At 74.5% G+C, this 15,895-nt stretch carries 19 protein-coding genes; 10 read left to right on the top strand and 9 right to left on the bottom strand.

Going from position 1 to position 15,895, the window contains the following annotated elements:
* The first annotated feature begins 2 nt into the window (after positions 1 to 2).
* On the top strand, positions 3 to 446 hold the full coding sequence (locus tag JKP75_RS08980; protein ID WP_200491714.1) for a nitroreductase/quinone reductase family protein: 444 nt from the start codon (positions 3 to 5) through the stop codon (positions 444 to 446).
* Between the two features lie 94 nt (positions 447 to 540).
* Positions 541 to 1,704: an Rv2578c family radical SAM protein gene (locus JKP75_RS08975; RefSeq protein WP_200491715.1), complete on the top strand. Its 1,164-nt coding sequence runs from the start codon at positions 541 to 543 to the stop codon at positions 1,702 to 1,704.
* A gap of 25 nt (positions 1,705 to 1,729) precedes the next feature.
* Here JKP75_RS08975 and JKP75_RS08970 read toward each other — a convergent pair whose 3' ends face one another.
* Complete coding sequence (locus JKP75_RS08970) at positions 1,730 to 2,377, bottom strand: hypothetical protein (RefSeq protein ID WP_242473261.1); 648 nt, start codon at positions 2,375 to 2,377, stop codon at positions 1,730 to 1,732.
* Positions 2,378 to 2,868: 491 nt separating this feature from the next.
* Here JKP75_RS08970 and JKP75_RS08965 point away from each other — a divergent pair, with 491 nt between their 5' ends.
* Positions 2,869 to 3,636, top strand: a complete 768-nt coding sequence (locus JKP75_RS08965; protein WP_309229704.1) for a lysophospholipid acyltransferase family protein — start codon at positions 2,869 to 2,871, stop codon at positions 3,634 to 3,636.
* A gap of 12 nt (positions 3,637 to 3,648) precedes the next feature.
* Here JKP75_RS08965 and JKP75_RS20995 read toward each other — a convergent pair whose 3' ends face one another.
* Together JKP75_RS20995 and JKP75_RS20990 are read right to left on the bottom strand one after the other, a co-directional pair.
* The gene (locus JKP75_RS20995; RefSeq protein WP_242473398.1) at positions 3,649 to 3,879 is read right to left on the bottom strand and encodes a GNAT family N-acetyltransferase; all 231 of its coding nucleotides are present in this window, start codon (positions 3,877 to 3,879) and stop codon (positions 3,649 to 3,651) included.
* 19 nt (positions 3,880 to 3,898) lie between these two features.
* Positions 3,899 to 4,186: a GNAT family N-acetyltransferase gene (locus JKP75_RS20990; RefSeq protein ID WP_242473638.1), complete on the bottom strand. Its 288-nt coding sequence runs from the start codon at positions 4,184 to 4,186 to the stop codon at positions 3,899 to 3,901.
* Between the two features lie 630 nt (positions 4,187 to 4,816).
* Here JKP75_RS20990 and lnt point away from each other — a divergent pair.
* Together lnt and JKP75_RS08950 are read left to right on the top strand one after the other, a co-directional pair.
* Entirely contained in the window at positions 4,817 to 6,436 is a 1,620-nt protein-coding gene (gene lnt, locus JKP75_RS08955; RefSeq protein WP_309229702.1) for an apolipoprotein N-acyltransferase, read from the top strand.
* Between the two features lie 41 nt (positions 6,437 to 6,477).
* Entirely contained in the window at positions 6,478 to 6,960 is a 483-nt protein-coding gene (locus tag JKP75_RS08950; RefSeq protein WP_200491720.1) for an FxsA family protein, read from the top strand.
* Between the two features lie 66 nt (positions 6,961 to 7,026).
* Here JKP75_RS08950 and JKP75_RS08945 read toward each other — a convergent pair whose 3' ends face one another.
* The 3 genes from JKP75_RS08945 to JKP75_RS08935 all read right to left on the bottom strand — a co-directional run bounded on the left by JKP75_RS08945 (position 7,027) and on the right by JKP75_RS08935 (position 9,040).
* Complete coding sequence (locus JKP75_RS08945; protein ID WP_200491721.1) at positions 7,027 to 7,371, bottom strand: RNA polymerase-binding protein RbpA; 345 nt, start codon at positions 7,369 to 7,371, stop codon at positions 7,027 to 7,029.
* Positions 7,372 to 7,562: 191 nt separating this feature from the next.
* Positions 7,563 to 8,267: a thymidine kinase gene (locus tag JKP75_RS08940; protein ID WP_309229700.1), complete on the bottom strand. Its 705-nt coding sequence runs from the start codon at positions 8,265 to 8,267 to the stop codon at positions 7,563 to 7,565.
* On the bottom strand, positions 8,264 to 9,040 hold the full coding sequence (locus JKP75_RS08935; protein ID WP_200491723.1) for a glycerophosphodiester phosphodiesterase: 777 nt from the start codon (positions 9,038 to 9,040) through the stop codon (positions 8,264 to 8,266). Before JKP75_RS08935 ends, JKP75_RS08940 begins: the two co-directional genes overlap by 4 nt.
* Before the next feature lie 164 nt (positions 9,041 to 9,204).
* On the opposite strand from JKP75_RS08935, the gene JKP75_RS08930 reads away from it, so the two are divergent.
* Positions 9,205 to 9,606, top strand: coding sequence for a hypothetical protein (locus JKP75_RS08930; protein ID WP_242471961.1), 402 nt, complete (start codon positions 9,205 to 9,207; stop codon positions 9,604 to 9,606).
* 49 nt (positions 9,607 to 9,655) lie between these two features.
* On the opposite strand, the gene JKP75_RS08925 is transcribed toward JKP75_RS08930, so the two are convergent.
* Complete coding sequence (locus JKP75_RS08925; protein WP_200491724.1) at positions 9,656 to 9,883, bottom strand: hypothetical protein; 228 nt, start codon at positions 9,881 to 9,883, stop codon at positions 9,656 to 9,658.
* A gap of 498 nt (positions 9,884 to 10,381) precedes the next feature.
* Between JKP75_RS08925 and JKP75_RS08920 the strand changes: the two genes are divergently transcribed.
* The 4 genes from JKP75_RS08920 to JKP75_RS08905 all read left to right on the top strand — a co-directional run bounded on the left by JKP75_RS08920 (position 10,382) and on the right by JKP75_RS08905 (position 12,607).
* Positions 10,382 to 10,990, top strand: coding sequence for a hypothetical protein (locus JKP75_RS08920; RefSeq protein WP_200491725.1), 609 nt, complete (start codon positions 10,382 to 10,384; stop codon positions 10,988 to 10,990).
* Between the two features lie 85 nt (positions 10,991 to 11,075).
* Positions 11,076 to 11,438, top strand: coding sequence for a VOC family protein (locus JKP75_RS08915; protein WP_200491726.1), 363 nt, complete (start codon positions 11,076 to 11,078; stop codon positions 11,436 to 11,438).
* Between the two features lie 50 nt (positions 11,439 to 11,488).
* Positions 11,489 to 11,680 (top strand): hypothetical protein, encoded by a 192-nt coding sequence (locus JKP75_RS08910; RefSeq protein ID WP_200491727.1) that lies wholly within the window; start codon positions 11,489 to 11,491, stop codon positions 11,678 to 11,680.
* Positions 11,681 to 11,884: 204 nt separating this feature from the next.
* Positions 11,885 to 12,607, top strand: coding sequence for a M50 family metallopeptidase (locus JKP75_RS08905; RefSeq protein ID WP_200491728.1), 723 nt, complete (start codon positions 11,885 to 11,887; stop codon positions 12,605 to 12,607).
* A 4-nt stretch (positions 12,608 to 12,611) separates the two neighbouring features.
* Here JKP75_RS08905 and JKP75_RS08900 read toward each other — a convergent pair whose 3' ends face one another.
* Positions 12,612 to 15,011: a glycoside hydrolase family 65 protein gene (locus JKP75_RS08900; RefSeq protein WP_200491729.1), complete on the bottom strand. Its 2,400-nt coding sequence runs from the start codon at positions 15,009 to 15,011 to the stop codon at positions 12,612 to 12,614.
* Complete coding sequence (locus JKP75_RS08895; RefSeq protein ID WP_309229699.1) at positions 15,008 to 15,751, bottom strand: beta-phosphoglucomutase family hydrolase; 744 nt, start codon at positions 15,749 to 15,751, stop codon at positions 15,008 to 15,010. Before JKP75_RS08895 ends, JKP75_RS08900 begins: the two co-directional genes overlap by 4 nt.
* Positions 15,752 to 15,895 lie beyond the last annotated feature (144 nt).

The following is a 15,895-nucleotide window of genomic DNA, read 5'->3' as shown; positions in this document are numbered from 1 at the left end:
GCATGGCCGGACACGTCCTGACCAACCGCGTGGTCAACCCGGTGCTGCGGCCGCTGCTGAAGGGCCGCCCGGGACGTCGGCTCGGCCGCCGCCTGGCCGTGCTCCGCTACACCGGCCGGCGCACCGGGCTGGATCACGAGCTGGTCTGCCAGTACGTGCGGTCGGGGCCGACGGCGTGGGTGCTGGTCGGGCGGCCCGAGGCCAAGACCTGGTGGCGGAACCTGCGCGAGCCCCAGGAGGTCGACCTCTGGCTGGCCGGGGAGCACCTGCGGGCACGGGCCGTCGCCGTCGTCGGCGCGGAGCGGCCGGACGAGGTCGCGGCAGGGCTCACCACCTACCTCGCCGGGGCGCCGGCCGCCCGGCGTGCGCTGGGGCTCCAGCCGGACAGGTCGGCGGCGGACGTGGCCCGCGGGGTCTGCCTGGTCCGCGTCGACCTCGAGCCCTGACGGCCGCGCGAACCCTGACGGCGGCGCGGACCCTCGTCGCGCGGCGCACCGACCGGACTGGACATCGATTCGAACACGTGTTCGTATGGATGCCATGCGGTGGGACGCACAGCGGCTCGACGTCGAGGACACCTCGACGCTGCCCGGCATGCCGAGCATCCGCGGCCTGCTGCGGAGCGTGCGGGTGCCGGAGTTCCCCGGCCTGACCTTCCACGAGGTGCGGTCCCGCTCGGCGCTCAACCGCGTGCAGGGCGACTCCGCGATGCCGTTCCCGTGGACGATCAACCCCTACAGGGGTTGCTCCCATGCATGTGTCTACTGCTTCTCTCGCAAGACGCACGAATGGCTCGAGTTCGACTCCGGGCGGGACTTCGACGCCCAGGTCGTCGTGAAGACCAACCTGGTCGAGGTGCTGCGCCGCGAGCTGGCCCGGCCGTCGTGGACGCACGAGCACGTCGCGCTGGGCACGAACACCGACCCCTACCAGCGGGCGGAGGGGCGGTACCGGCTCATGCCGGGGGTGATCGAGGCGCTGGCCGGGTCGGGGACGCCGTTCTCCATCCTCACCAAGGGCACGTTGCTGCGGCGGGACGTGCCGCTGCTCGTCGAGGCCGCGGGGCAGGTGCCGCTCGGGCTCGGCGTCTCGATGGCGATCTGGGACGACGAGCTGCACACCGCTCTGGAGCCGGGAGTGCCGACACCCCGGGCGCGGCTGGACCTCGTGCGGGCGCTCGCCGACGCCGGACTGCCGTGCGGCGTCTTCCTCGCGCCGGTGCTGCCCGGCTTGACCGACGACGAGGAGTCGCTCGACACGGCCCTCGGGGCGATCGCCGCGGCCGGCGCGACCGGGGTGACGGTCATCCCGCTGCACCTGCGCCCGGGCGCCCGCGAGTGGTTCATGGCCTGGCTGCGCGCCGCGCACCCGGAGCTGGTGCCGCGCTACGAGCGGATGTACGCCCGCCGCGCCTACGTCTCGGCCGAGTACCGCACCTGGCTGGCCGCCCGCGTCGCGCCGCTGCTCGCCCGGCACGGCCTGGACCGGCAGTCCGGGGGAGCGGCGCGCGGGGTGGATCCCGCCATCGCCACCGGCGTCCCGGGCGACGAGGAGGTCGGGTTCCCGGCGGGCAGCCTGCCGTCCGGCGGGATGCCCGGCGTCCGGCCGAAGGACCGGACGGCGACCCCTGCCGCAACGGAGAAGCCGGAGCCCGGGCGGCCCCGCGAGTCCGAGGAGGCCGGCGAGCAGCTGTCCCTGCTGTGAGGTCGACGGCCCGAGCGACCGGCGCTCAGCCCGCCCGGCGGGACACCCGCGAGGACCGCGCCACCGACCGCCCGGCGCGCACCACGCCACGGGCACCGACCGGCGTCGCCCCGGCGGCCAGCGCCAGCCGGCGGTAGGAGTCGTAGGACAGCTCGCGGTACGCGGCCGCCAGCTCCGCCGCGGCGCCCTCGCGCGACGGGGGAGCGGTGGCCCGAAGGTGCTGCGCCGTGCGGCCGGCGTGCTTGGCGAAGGTCACCTGCAGCGCCTGGTTGGACAGCCGCCCGCCGACCCGGGAGTCGAGCCCCGGACCTCGCCGGAGCGCTGGCAGCACCCACGGGCTCGCCGCCAGCGCGGGGTAGCGCTCCCGCACCGCCTCCCAGGCGTGCCACGCGGTCAGCGCACCGGGGACCGACCACTCGCCGTCGTCGGTCCGGAGCACCAGCCGGCGCGTGCCGGCGTGGACCTGGTCGCGGCGCAGCGAGCGGAACACGCCCACCGGAGCCGGCCACGCGAGCGCGAGCGCGCACCAGGCCACCGCCCGGACGTGCTCGGGATCGGTCCCGCGGAGTTCGGTGAGCGGGCGCAGCTCCAGCCGCAGGGGAGTGGGCTCGGGGGTCGGCGTCCGGGTCAGCGCCAGTCCGCCGTACCGGGCGACCTTGCTGTAGAGCGCCACCGTGGCCGGCTTCCAGCCGCGGGCCGCCGCGAGGCGGATCGAGCCCGGTCCCGGCCAGCTGGTCGGGACCCAGACCCAGCTCGAGAGCGGCGTCCGCGAGCCGGCGCCACTGCGCCTCGTACCCCGGCGGGACCGGCCACCGGCGCCAGGCCAGCTCGACCGGGGGAGCCGGCATGTCCGGCAGGGGCTGCTGCCATGCGCGCGCCATGACGGGACACTACCGTTATCCCCAACAATAATGCACCTTGTCGCTTGTCGTCATCTGCCGTCGTCGAGTGACGCCGCCCTCCGGGCGGCGTGTCACCAGAGAACCGGGAGCCACGACGGCCGTTCGGGTACTCCGGCGGCCCGGAGACCACCCGGGCGGCGGGCCGCCGGGTTGGTTAGGGTCCGCTCATGTACACCGCGAGCTGGCGCGACGTCGTACGTGGAGACCTGTTCGGCGCCTCGCCGGACCGCCGGGACCGGCCCTACCGGTTCGTGATCCGGATGTGCCTGGTCGTCTTCCACCTGTTCCGCTTCCGCTTCGACGTCTGCGCGGGGCGCAGCACGTCCCCGCCAGCGGCGGCGCGATCATCTGCAGCAACCACGTCAGCTTCTTCGACTTCACGTTCCTCGGACTGGGGGCGATCTCCCAGCACCGGCTGGTGCGTTTCATGGCGAAGTCGGCCGTCTTCGGCCACTGGTTCGCCGGCCCCTTCATGCGGGCGATGAAGCACATCCCGGTCGACCGCAAGGCCGGCGCGGCGGCGTTCGAGTCCGCCGTCCGCGCGCTCAAGGACGGTGAGGTCGTCGGCGTCTTCCCCGAGGCGACCATCAGCCGCAGCTTCACGGTCAAGGACCTCAAGGCCGGCGCCGCCCGCATGGCCATCGACGCGAACGTGCCGATCATCCCGGCCGCCGTCTGGGGCGGGCACCGCGTCGCCACCAAGGGGCACAAGGTGCAGCTGCGCCGCGGCGTCCCCGTGATGGTGTTCCTGGGCGAGCCGATCGTCCCGGAGCCGGGGGAGAAGGTGCAGCCGCTGCTGCGTCGGACCCGGGCCGCGATGGAGGCGCTCCTCGACGAGGCCCAGCGCGCCTACCCCGACCAGCCGGCCGGCCCCGAGGACACCTGGTGGCTGCCCGTCCACCTCGGCGGCACCGCGCCCACGCCGGAGGAGGCCGCCGTCGCCGACTCCGCCCGCGCCGCCGGCGAGGGGCCGAAGCCGGCCAAGAAGACGCTGGTGCAGCGCGTCGGCGTCCTGCTGCGTCGTCGCTGAGCCCGACCGCCGCTACTCCACGACGACCGGCGCCATGAGCCGGAACGCCTCCAGCTCGACGTCGTACCAGCGGGTCATCCGCCCGAGCGGCGTCATGCCCAGCCTCCGGCACACCGCCAGCGACGGCTCGTTGCCCGGTCGGACCACGGCGTAGACCTCGGGCACCCCCACGGCGAAGGCGCGCTCGATGACGGCCTGCGCCGCCTCGGTCGCGTACCCGTGCCCCCAGGAGTCGGGGTGCAGGTGCCAGCCGACCTCGACCTCACCTACACCCTGACGGGAGCGGCTTGAGCAGGATCGTCCCGGCTGGGCGGTCGGCAGCGTCCCGCGGTTCGATCGCCCAGCAGCCGAACCGGTCGTCCGCCGCGCGCACCGCCGCCCAGCGCGCGACCAGTTCCGCGGGCGACACGGTCGGCGGACCGCCCAGCCACCGGGTGACCTCGTCGCGCCCGTAGATGTCCGCCAGCCGGGAGAGGTCGGCCGGCGAGGTGGTCCAGGGGCGCAGTCGCAGCCGCCGGCTCTCCAGCGGTGGAGTGGAATCGCCGTCCATGCCGGAGCCGCTACCCCTGCCCCGGGCGGCCCGACACCCGGTCGGTGCCACCCTGGACGTCGAGCGGGCCCGGCACCCTGGGACGCGAATGATCCCTGCGCGGTAACGATCCGGTCACGGTGCCTCCCATGACCACCGTAGGTATTCGAATGGGCGCGGAGTGTCCTTACAGTCCCTGCAGTTCCACACCGGGAGCACCGCGTCGTGACTTCCCGGATCGAGCGTGCGGGCCCTCCGGCCGGCGCGGCGGACCCCCGGGTCCTCGCGCGGACCGGGCTGCGAGGACCCGGCGTGAGATCGGGGGAGGACGACCGGGACACCCGGCGGGATCTCCCACGGAGCGCGTCATCAGACAACGGTCGCGCCGCGCGCAGCCAGCGCCCGGCCGTCCGGCCCGAAGTCGCGCCACCGGGGGAGACGACCGCCGGCGCGACCAGGCTGGTGAGCCGCTCCGGCACGGCCGGGGGCCCGGGCGATGTCGCCGGCCCCCGGGGGAGCGGAGGTGGGATGCTGGGTCAGGGCCGCGGCGAGCGCAGCGGTCCCGACCCCCCGTCCGACCGGTGCGGGGCACCCCCCGGCTCCTGGGACCACCCCGGTCGCAGCCGGGACGACCGTCCCGGGAGGGCGCGCGTGGCCGCAGCACCTGGGGCGCTGCTGCGAGCCGCGCCCGAGCCGGACGGCGACCCCGCCGCGCGCGCCGGCAGCCGCTGGCCGTGGCGGACGCTGCTGGCTGCCCTGGGCGGACTGGCCACGTGCCTGGCGTTCCCCGGCGCCGCCCTCGTCCCGCTGGCCGTCCTCGGGCCGGCCGCGCTCGCACTCTCCGTCCACGGGCGCAGCGCCCGCGGTGGGTTCTGGCTCGGACTGGTCCTGGGTCTCGGCTTCTTCGTCCCGCTGCTGTCGTGGACCGGCGTCTACGTCGGGCCCTTCCCGTGGCTCGCGCTCGCGGTGTTCGAGGCGCTGCACCTCGGCCTGCTCGGCGCCGCCACGGCATTGACCTCCCGGCTGCGCTGGTGGCCGCTGTGGGCGGCGGCCCTCTGGGTGGCCGACGAGGCGCTGCGCGGCCGGTTCGTCCTCGGCGGGTTCCCCTGGGGTCGGCTCGGGTTCAGCCAGACCGACGGCCCGCTGCTCTCCTTCGCCGCGTACGGCGGGGTGCCGTTCGTCGGCTTCGCCGTCGCCCTGATCGGCACGCTGCTCGCCGCGGCCGTCCTCGCCGCGGTCCGGATCCGCCGCTCCACCGGGAGCGGGCGGCGCGCGGCCGCCCGGTCCCTGGCCGGCGCCCTGGCCGCGGCGGTGGCCGTCCCGCTGCTCGGTGCCCTGGCCTGGCTGCCCCTGCCCGGCGCATCGCTCACCGACGGCGGGCCCACGGCCACGGTCGCGGTCATCCAGGGCGACGTGCCGCGCGCGGGCCTGGACTTCAACGCCCAGCGCCGGGCCGTGCTGGACAACCACGTCCAGCGCACGCTGGAGCTGGCGGACGCCGTCCGGGCGGGGGAGCAGCCGCAGCCCGACGTCGTCCTGTGGCCGGAGAACAGCTCCGACATCGACCCCTACCGCAACGACGACGCCGCCGCGCAGATCGACCGGGCGGCCCGGGCGATCGATGCCCCGATCCTGGTCGGGGCGGTCGTCCAGGGGCCGGGCCGCTTCATCAGCAACACCGCGATCGTCTGGGACCCCGAGGAGGGGCCGGGGGAGACCTACGTCAAGCGGCACCCCGTCCCGCTCGGCGAGTACGTGCCGGCCCGCAGCTTCTTCCGGTTCTTCAGCGCCGACGTCGACCGGGTCACCGACCAGAAGGCCGGCGACGAGCCGGGGCTGCTCGACATCGGCGGCATCCGCGTCGGCGACCTCATCTGCTTCGAGGTGGTCTACGACGGGCTGGTCTCCGACGTCGCGGGCGCGGGGATGCTCGTCGTGCAGACCAACAACGCCACGTTCGGCTACACGGCCGAGAGTGAGCAGCAGCTGGCCATGAGCCGGCTGCGGGCGGTCGAGCACGGCCGCACGGTGGCCGTGGTCGCCACGAGCGGGATCTCGGCCGTCGTCGCCCCCGACGGCACCGTCGTCCGCTCCTCGGAGCTGTTCACCCCCGACGTCTTCGTCGAGGAGATCGCCCAGCGCGACTCCCGCAGCGTGGCGAGCCGACTGGGCGCCGCTCCGGAGTGGGCGCTCACGGCGCTCGGCCTGGCCGCGCTCGGCGCGGCGCTCGTGCAGCGGCGGAAGTTCCGCGCCGCCGCGGGAGCACCCTGAGCCCGTCGAGCGTTGGACCTCCCGTGGGACGACGACTGCGCATGGCTGCTGGGCTCCTCGCACTGGCCGAGGTGATCGTCTTCGTGCTCGTCGCGCAGTGGATCGGCGCGGGGCTCACGGTGCTCGCGGCGCTGGCCACGAGCGCGCTGGGCTGGGCGCTGCTGGCCCGCCAGGGCACCAAGGCGCTGACCGAGCTGCGCGAGAGCGCCCGCACCCGCCGCGCGTCCGCGGGGCGCGAGCTGGGCGACGCCGGGCTCATCGCCGTCGGCGGGTTGCTCATGGTGCTGCCCGGGTTCATCGGTGACGTGCTCGGCCTGCTCTGCCTGCTGCCCGGCACCCGGTCCCTGGTCCGGGCGCTGCTGGTCCGGCTCATCTCCTCCCGGCTGCCGGTCGGGATGCGCCCGCCGGTCCGCGTGGACAGCGTCCGGACGGCGCAGATGCCCCGCCGGGACGACGTCCGCACCTCACCGCTGGTGATCGAGGGCGAGGTGCTCCGCGGCCCCGACGGGCGCCCGCTGAGCTGACCCCGGACGCAGAACGGCCCCGGTGGGAGATCCCACCGGGGCCGTTCCGTCGTTCGTGCTCAGCTGTCAGCTGGCGCGGGTCCGCCGGCCGCGCAGCACCTCGAGGCGCTCGGCCAGGACCTCCTCGAGGTCCTCGACGGAGCGGCGCTCGAGCAGCATGTCCCAGTGGGTGCGCGGGGGCTTGACCTTCTTGGGTGCCGGCTCGGAGCCGCCGACCAGCTTGGCGGCAGCGCCGTCGAACTTGCACTCCCACGTGTCGGGAAGCTCGGCGTCGTCGGCGAACGGCACCGTGAACAGGTGGCCTGACGGGCACTTGTACTCGGCGTACTGGCGCTCGATGGGCGCAGTGTTCCGTTCGGTCTCGTAGCTGACGCTGCCCAGTCGGCTGCCGCGCAGGGAACGCTCGCCCATTGCACACCGTCCTCTCGTACGTGGTGTCGGTTCAGGACTCGAACTCCGGTCCGCGGGCCATACCCACGAGCCGGGGAGTCACAGAGATGAACGACAGAATTGGCGAAGAGATTCCGCGGAATCAGTTGCTCATCATCGCATGGGGGGAGGTCCGGGGCCCCCGCCACCCCTCGGGCGGGTGAGCAGGTCGCTCAGGGGAGCGCGAGCTGCCCCGGGCCGGCTGCCGTGGGCCCCAGCTGGCCCAGCACGTGGTGCCGCCGGCAGAGCACCTGGTAGCGGACGGCCGGCTCCTCCCCGGGCAGTTCCGCGGGTGCGGTGTCGGCCACGACGACGGTCTCGCCGGCCCGCACCATGACCCCGTCCACGACGCGGGCGTTGAGCAGCCCGGGCAGGCCGCACCAGCACAGCACCTCGACCTGGACCCGCTGGACGTCGTCCGCGACCTCGAGCAGCCGCTGGGTGCCCGCGAACAGCCGGGTGCGGAAGTCGGTGGTCAGGCCGAACGCGTAGACGTCGACGTGGAACCGGTCGACCAGTTCGGCCAGCTGGTCCACCTGCTCGTGGGTGAGGAACTGGGCCTCGTCGACGATGAGGTAGTCGACCCGGTCGCCGGCCGCCCACCGGTCCCGGACCAGCAGGCGCAGGTCGGTCGCCGCGTCGATCTCGATCGCCGGGCGGCACAGGCCCACCCGCGAGCTGATCTGCGGCGCCGCCGAACGGTCACCCTGGGTCACCAGCAGGCCGTGCCGGCCCTGACGGCTCTGGTTGTGGTCGACCTGGAGCGCCAGGGTCGACTTGCCGCAGTCCATCGGGCCGTGGAAGAAGCGCAGGTGCGCCGGCGCCGGATGCCTGCGGCGGTCACCGGACGCCGGGACGGCGGACGGCGCGGAGGTCACGGGGAGACCCACTGACCGCGCTCCTCCAGGACCTCGCGCAGCATCGCGGGCCGGTCGGTCATGATCCCGTCCACGCCCAGGTCGAGCATCGCCCGCGCCTCGTCGGGGTCGTCGACCGTCCACACGTGCACCTGCAGGCCGCGGGCGTGCGCGGCGGCCAGGAAGCGCTCGTCGACCAGCGCGCGGCCGCCCAGCTGCAGCGGCACCTGGGCGCAACCGGCCTGGATGCGCACGAGCCCGGCGGCCCGGGGGGAGTAGGAGGACAACCGCAGCGCGGCCACGCCGCGCGGGCCCAGCGACGTGCAGACCGCGGGTCCGAACAGCCGCCGCGCTGCGGCGATGCGAGCGTCGGAGAACGACCCCAGGCAGATGCGGTCGGCGACGCCCATCTTGTGCACCAGCCGCACGAGCGGCGCGAGGACGCCGGCGGCCTTGATGTCGAGGTTGAACTTGACGTCCGGCCAGGCGCCCAGGAGGTCCTCGAGCCGCATGATCGGCTCCCGACCACCGATGCGGGCGTCCGCGAGCTCCGACCAGGGCAGCGCGTCCACCCGGCCGGTCCGGTCGGTGACCCGCTCGAGCGTGGCGTCGTGGAAGGCGACCAGCGTGCCGTCCGCGGTGATCTGGACGTCGGTCTCGAGGTACCTGTAGCCGAGGTCCACGCAGGCCTGGAAGGCCGGCAGCGTGTTCTCGAGGTGCTCGATGGCACCGCCGCGGTGGGCCATGGCGAGAGGGGTCGGCGCGTCGAGGTAGGCGAACCGCGCGGGGAGCACAGCGACACGCTAGTCAGCCCGGGCGCACCCCGCTCCCGCCACCCTTCCGCCGCGTGTCCGCCGACCTGCGCAGGAGCGCTGGTCAGCGCCGTCGTCGGGCCGATCGGGGTGTCCCTGGCGTGTTCACCGGTTCCCGCCGGCCGCGGCGTCTACCGTGCCGACACGTGGCACAGCACGCGACCGGCACGGTGACGCACCCCCCGATCTCCCCCGCGCCCAACCGGGGGAGCGACGAGGCGCGCCGGTGCGGCTGGTGCCGCCGGGTGCTGCCCGAGCAGGGGTCGGTGGGGCGCCCGCGGCTCTACTGCGGTCAGGCGTGCCGGCAGCGGGCCTACGAGCAGCGCTCCGCCGCCGCGAAGGCCGGGCTCCCGGCCGACGTCGTCCTGGTGTCGCGGAGCGAGCTCGACGGGCTGCAGGACCGGCTGTACCAGCTGCGCTGCGCCCTCGAGGACGTCCAGACGCTGCTGGCGGAGAAGCCGACGAAGGCCGAGCTCGAGCGCTCGCTCGCCGACCTCGTGCACTCGACCGGCCGGCTGGACCGGCTCTGGGTCACCGAGCGCAGCTGACCGCCGGGCACCTGACGCGGTCCGTCGAGCGCCCGGCGGTACGGGGTGGTCAGTCGGGGTCGGTCGTGTCGTCGTCCCCGTCCTCGGGGTCCGAGTTGTTCGGCAGGTTGCCCTGGTCGTCGCTGCCCGGATCGCTGCCGTCGCGGTTGTTGCTGTCGTCGTCGGTCGTCCCGTCGTTCTGATCCGTTCCGGAGGCCGAGCACGCGGTCATCGTGGCCCCACCACCGAAGATCGCCAGAGCGGCCAGGAGAGCGGCGAGCGGTCGTCGGATCTGCATGTCCCGACCCTACGAACACCTGGTGCGGAGCGCCCGTCGAAGCCGTCCGGAACGGCCTGCTTTCGTCACTGTTACGCAATGCGGGCGGTCTGGCTGCTCAGGGGAGCCGTGCCCGACGGGGCGCCTGGAGCGGATGAGCGACCCATGATCGACTTTCATGATCACGTTGCACAAGATCAACTCGCAGGGGAGTCGGCCACAGGATCGGGGCTCGTCGCGCTGATGAACCCGCGCCGTCGGGCGCCGGCAGGCGTGTCGACGCCGACGCCGGCGAGAGCCATTGCGCAGCCGCGGGAGCCGACGCACGCAGCGGCTGTCGCGGCTGCGCGGTGGCTCCGGCGGGACGAAAGAACAGGTGTGCATCCGGGCCAGGTCATCCGGCGCATCCAGCCCCTCTCGCCCCGCCCATCCCGTGCGCCGATAATGCACATTATGTCAACTCACATGGGTCGGGCAGCCCCCTGGGCACTCCACGCCCCGGTGGGCGACGATGACCGCATGCCGCGCTCCTGGACCCACGTCGGCCGCTGCTGGAGCAACGGCGAACCGTTCCTCGCCCTCGACGGCGATCTGCTGCCCGGCTGGTCCGGGCAGGCCGACGGCGACTACGAGCGGCTCGTCCCCGATCTCGACTATGAGCTGACCAGCATCGCGGTCGGCTCCGGGCGGGCCGCTCTCGTGCTGACCGACGCGGAGGTCGGCGACGAGGGCTGGCTCGAGGTGTTCCGGGCCGACGACGACGCCGTCGCCGTCCTCCAGGTGTCGGCCGACGACTACCCGGCGGCCCTGACGGCCGCACTGGCCCACCCCGAGGACGACGGCGACCCGGGCGACCACGTTCCGGTGCCGAGCGGCCGCCTCGCCTTCATCAGCGCCGCGCTGGACGGCGCCGGCCCGGACGCCGCTCCCCTGCGTCCGGAGGCACCCCGCCCGCTCCCCGAGTCGGACGACTACGACGAGCGCCAGGACGACGCTGGTGGTCCACTGCTGCGCGCGACCGCTCACGGCTACCGGATCTGGGTGCGGTGGATGACCCCGCTCGACGGGGATGCCGTCTTCGCCCGCTGGCTGCTCGTCCCCGCGTCGGGCGACATTCCGTCACAGTGACGGATGCCGGCCCCTCCGAGCGCCGATGAGTTCCCCGCGCCGCCACCGTCCCTGATGGAGACACCCGCGATCCCCTGGAGGTCCCGTGCTCGAGACCGTGCGGCCGATCCTGGTCACCGCCGACATCGCCCGGTTGGAGCGCTTCTACACCCGGCTGTTCGACGCCGAGGTGCTCGAGCGGTACCCCGACGACGGGCCGCTGTTCTACCTCGGGCTGCGCGTCGGCGACTCCCCGCTGGGGCTGTCCGCGGACTCCGACGTCTCCCCCGGCGCGCCCGGGCGGATCCTGCTCAGCATCGAGGTACCCGACGTCGAGGCCGCGCTGGCCCGTGTCGCGGGCCTCGGCGGCGACGCCGGCTCCGGGGCGACCGACATGTCCTGGGGACAGCGGGTGGCCCACGTGCGGGACCCCGACGGCAACGCGCTGAACCTCACGCAGCAGCTTTGACCTCCGGCCCGCCGGGTAGCGGCTCCGGGACGACGACGCCAGGAGGTCCCGTGACCGAGCACCGCCCCGACACCGACGAGCGCCCCGAGCCGGGTGGCTCCCCCACGCACGGGCAGCACGACCTGATCCGCAAGCCGGTCACCCCCGGTACGGACGACGGCGACACCGCAGCCGTCCCGGGCGCCTACGAGGCCGACGACACCGAGCGCGAGCGGGGCAAGACGGTCAAGCCCGGCAACTGAGCGCTACCGGCGACGCCCGGCTGCTGCCAGCCAGGAGGCGATGCCCGCCCTGACACTGTCGGACACCCATGGCCCGCTGGTCGCGCCGTGGGCCAGGACGAGGCGCTCGCCCCGCCGGGCTGATCCCGCCCCCGGTCCCCGCCCGGAGGGGCTCCGCGACGGTCACGCCCGCAGTCTGCCCGACCGCGCCCCGTTCCCAGGTGGATGCGGTTGACTCCTGGCGTGGAGGCGGCGGGGCGGATCTGGGACCGGGTCACCGCCCCCTCGCCGGACCTCTCCCCCGGCGTGCTGCTCGCGCTCGCGGGGGTCGCCGCCCTCCTGGTGCTGGTGACGCCGCTGTGGCGGCTCACCCGGCACGCGGTGACGATCGCGCACGAGGGCGCGCACGGTGTGGTGGCGCTCGCCGTCGGCCGGCGGCTGGCCGGTATCCGGCTGCACTCCGACACCTCGGGCCTGACGGTCTCCTCCGGGCGGCCGACCGGCCTCGGCATGGTGCTGACCTGCGCCGCCGGTTACACCGGCCCGGCCCTGTTCGGGCTGGGCGCGGCCGCGCTGCTCGCCGCCGGGCACGCGGTGGCGCTGCTGTGGGGGCTGCTGGCCCTCCTGGCGCTGCTGCTCGTGCAGATCCGCAACTGGTACGGCCTGTGGTCGGTGCTGGTGGGCGGGGGGATGGTCCTGGCCGCGACGTGGTGGCTGCCGCCGGAGGGCCAGGCCGCGTTCGCCGCGCTGACGACCTGGTTCCTGCTGCTGGCCGCACCGCGTGCCGTCCTCGAGCTGCAGACCGCGCGACGGCGTCGCCGGGCACCGGACTCCGACGCCGATCAGCTGGCCCGGCTCACCCGCATCCCCGGCCTGGTCTGGGTCGGGGTCTTCCTGGTCGTCGACGTCGGTGCGCTGCTGCTCGGGGGCAGCTGGCTGCTCGCCTGAGCCGTCAGTGGAGGTCGCCGGCCGAGCGGTGCTCGATCGGCGGCGTGCCCGGGCGCGTCCGCCGGCGCGGCTCGCAGCCCTTCGGCTGGGTCACCGGCTCCACTGCCGGCGGCGGCGGGATGTCCAGCGCCAGGTCGGCGTGGTCGACGACCACCTGCCGGCCGTGGTGCCGGATCTCCAGCGGGTCGCCGTCGACCAGCCGGTAGGTCGCCCTCGTGGGCGTCACCGAGACGACCAGCTTCCGGCCTCGGTAGACCACGCGGAAGCGCAAGCGGGTGAGCCGGCTCGGCAGCCGCGGGGCGAAAGTCAGGTGCCCGTCGTGGTCGCGCATCCCGCCGAAGCCGGCCACGGCCACCGTCCAGCCGCCGGCCAGCGAGGCGATGTGCAGCCCGTGCCCGGAGTTGTGGTGCAGGTTCTGCAGATCGGTCAGCGCGGCCTCGGCCCAGTAGTCGTAGGCCAGGTCCAGGTGCCCGGTCTCGGCGGCGACGACGCCCTGCTGGCTGGCCGACAGCGAGGAGTCCCGCGTCGTCCGCGCCTCGTAGTAGGCGAAGTCGGCGATCTTCTCCTCGAGGGTGAACGCGTCCCCGCGCAGGTGCAGCGCCATCACCAGGTCGGCCTGCTTCACCACCTGCTTCCGGTAGATCTCGAAGTAGGGGTAGTGCAGCAGCAGCGGGTAGCGGTCGGCGGGCGTGCGCTCGAAGTCCCACTCCTCGTGGTGGGTGAAGGCGTCGGACTGCATGTGCACCCCGCGCTGGGTGTCGTAGGGCACCGCCATGAGCGCGGCGGCGCGCAGCCACACCTCGACCTCGTCGTCGTCCACCCCGAGCCGGCCGGCGACGTCGGGCTGCCGGCCCACCGCCCGCGCCGCCTCGCGCAGGTTCCGCTGGGCCATCAGGTTGGTGAACACGTTGTTGTCGACGACCGCCGTGTACTCGTCGGGGCCGGTCACCCCGTCGATGCGGAACCCGTGCTCGGTGTCGAAGTGCCCGAGCGAGGCCCACAGCCGCGCCGTCTCGATGAGCAGCTCGGCGCCGAAGTCGCGGTCGAAGTCGTCGTCGTCGGTGGCGTTGAAGTAGCGGACGACGGCGTCGGCGATGTCGGCGTTGATGTGGAAGGCGGCGGTGCCCGCGGGCCAGTACCCCGAGGTCTCCTCGCCGCGGATCGTGCGCCACGGGAAGACCGCGCCGCGCAGCCCGAGCACCCGCGCCCGCTCGCGGGCGAGCTCCAGGATCGAGTGCCGCCAGCGCAACGCGTCCCGGGCCGCCTCCGGAGCGGTGTAGGTCAGCACCGGCAGGACGTAGGTCTCGGTGTCCCAGAAGGTGTGCCCGTCGTAGCCGGGGCCGGTGAGCCCCTTGGCCGGGATCGGCTGGCGCTCACCCCGCAGGCCGGCCTGCAGGACGTGGAACATCCCGACGCGGACGGCCTGCTGCAGCTCGTCGTCGCCCTCGACCTCGACGTCGGCCTCGTCCCAGTGCTGGTCGAGCAGGTCGCGCTGCTCGCGCATCAGCCGGTCGAACCCGGCCAGCTTGGCGGTGGCCAGCGCCGCCTCGACCTGGTCGCGCAGCGCGGCCCCGGAGCGGCGCGAGGACCAGCCGTAGGCGAGGAACTTGACCAGTTTCAGGGAGCCGCCGGGCGGGATGCGCGCGGCGAGGGTGTACCGGGCGAGGTCGCCGTTGGCCAGGATGTCCTCGGTGCTGCTGTCCGGGATCTCCACGACGTGGTCCATCCCGGCCGCCATGCGCAGCCGGCTGCGCGCCGTCTGGTGCACGAGCACCGCCCGGCGCCCGCGGCCCACGGAGAACTCCGGCTGCAGCGGCCGGCTCAGCGACGCCGCCGCGCGCGGGTCGTCGCTCTCGCCGTGCGTCTGCTCGTTGGCCAGCAGGTCCGACTGCAGCGCCACGTACAGGTCGCCGAGGTCGTCGACGACCTCCACCTGGTACTCGATCGCGGCGATCGACCGCCGGGTCAGCGACACCAGCCGCGTGCTGGTGACCCGCACGGTGCGGCCACCCGGAGAGCGCCACTCGGTGCTCCGCCGCAGCACGCCGGCACGCAGGTCGAGGGTGCGGCGGTGCTCGATGATCTGGCCGTAGTTGAGGTCCAGCGGCGAGTCCTTGACCAGCAGCCGGATGAGCTTGCCGTCGGTGACGTTCACGACCGTCTGGCCCTGCTCGGGGTAGCCGTAGCCGGCCTCGGCGTAGGGCAGCGGCCGCTCCTCGTAGAAGCCGTTCAGGTAGGTGCCGGGGACGACGACCGGCTCGCCCTCGTCGAACGAGCCGCGCATGCCGATGTGCCCGTTGGCCAGGGCGAACACCGACTCGTGCACGCCCAGCGACGCGTGGTCCAGCCCCACCTCGGTGAGCGACCACGGCTCGATCGGGAAGGTCGCCCGCCCCTCTGTCATGACGCGCCGCCCAGCAGCTCGGCGAGGTCGGGGACGACGACGTCGGCACCCGCGGCGGCCAGCGCGTCGGCCTGGCCCACCCGGTCGACGCCGACCACGTAGCCGAACTCCCCCGCCCGGCCGGCGGCGACCCCCGACTGCGCGTCCTCGAACACCACCGCCTCCGCCGGGGTCACCCCCAGCGCCCGGGCACCGGCCAGGAAGGTGTCGGGCGCGGGCTTGCCGCGCAGCGAGTCCCGCGCCGCCACCACCCCGTCGATCCGCGCGTCGATCAGGTCGGCGAACCCCGCGGCGGCGATCACCTGCTCGCCGTTGGCCGACGCCGTCACCACCGCTGCGGGCAGCCCGGCCTCCTTGACCGCGCGCAGGTAGCGCACCGAGCCCGGGTAGACCTCCACGCCGTGCTCGTCGAGCTCGCGGAGCACCAGCACGTTCTTGCGGGCGGCGATGCCCTGCACGGTGGCGGCACCGGAGGCGTCCCCGGCCTCCCCCTCGGGCAGCGTGACACCGCGGCTGGCCAGGAAGTCCCGGACGCCGTCGGCCCGCGGCTTGCCGTCCACGTAGCGGTTGTAGTCCTCCTGGTCGAAGGGCCGCGCGTCCGGATCGGTGGACCGCAGGTACTCGTCGAACGTCCGCTTCCAGGCGGCCATGTGCACGGTCGCGGTGCGGGTGAGCACGCCGTCGAGGTCGAAGAGGCAGGCACGGACGGAGTCGGGCAACCCCAGGCCGGTACTAGGCACGGCCGCGACGGTACCGGCGCACGGGCGTCCGCACGCCTCGGACGGGGCGGTGCAGCAACCCGGGGCGGCACCGCCGCGCGGACACCGGCCGGGCTGCCTAGGGTCGCTGGGGGGCCGCACGCGCCGGCTCCCCGCCCGACCTGG

Origin of the sequence: Blastococcus sp. TML/M2B (genome assembly GCF_016612865.1) — a bacterium.
In the GTDB taxonomy this organism is placed as follows: Bacteria; Actinomycetota; Actinomycetes; order Mycobacteriales; family Geodermatophilaceae; genus Blastococcus.
The sequence above is the reverse complement of the archived record's forward strand: the minus strand, read 5'-3'. Positions and strand labels throughout refer to the sequence as shown.

What these genes read in the sequence shown, in the direction of transcription:
- JKP75_RS20990 (WP_242473638.1), bottom strand. Translation starts at nt 4,186, where the DNA reads ATGGACGGCGATTCCACTCCACCGCTGGAGAGCCGGCGGCTGCGACTG.
- JKP75_RS08900 (WP_200491729.1), bottom strand. Translation starts at nt 15,011, where the DNA reads ATGACAGAGGGGCGGGCGACCTTCCCGATCGAGCCGTGGTCGCTCACC.
- JKP75_RS08975 (WP_200491715.1), top strand. Translation starts at nt 541, where the DNA reads ATGCGGTGGGACGCACAGCGGCTCGACGTCGAGGACACCTCGACGCTG.
- JKP75_RS08945 (WP_200491721.1), bottom strand. Translation starts at nt 7,371, where the DNA reads ATGGGCGAGCGTTCCCTGCGCGGCAGCCGACTGGGCAGCGTCAGCTAC.
- JKP75_RS08905 (WP_200491728.1), top strand. Translation starts at nt 11,885, where the DNA reads ATGCGGTTGACTCCTGGCGTGGAGGCGGCGGGGCGGATCTGGGACCGG.
- JKP75_RS08980 (WP_200491714.1), top strand. Translation starts at nt 3, where the DNA reads ATGGCCGGACACGTCCTGACCAACCGCGTGGTCAACCCGGTGCTGCGG.
- JKP75_RS08950 (WP_200491720.1), top strand. Translation starts at nt 6,478, where the DNA reads ATGGCTGCTGGGCTCCTCGCACTGGCCGAGGTGATCGTCTTCGTGCTC.
- JKP75_RS08920 (WP_200491725.1), top strand. Translation starts at nt 10,382, where the DNA reads ATGCCGCGCTCCTGGACCCACGTCGGCCGCTGCTGGAGCAACGGCGAA.
- JKP75_RS08925 (WP_200491724.1), bottom strand. Translation starts at nt 9,883, where the DNA reads ATGCAGATCCGACGACCGCTCGCCGCTCTCCTGGCCGCTCTGGCGATC.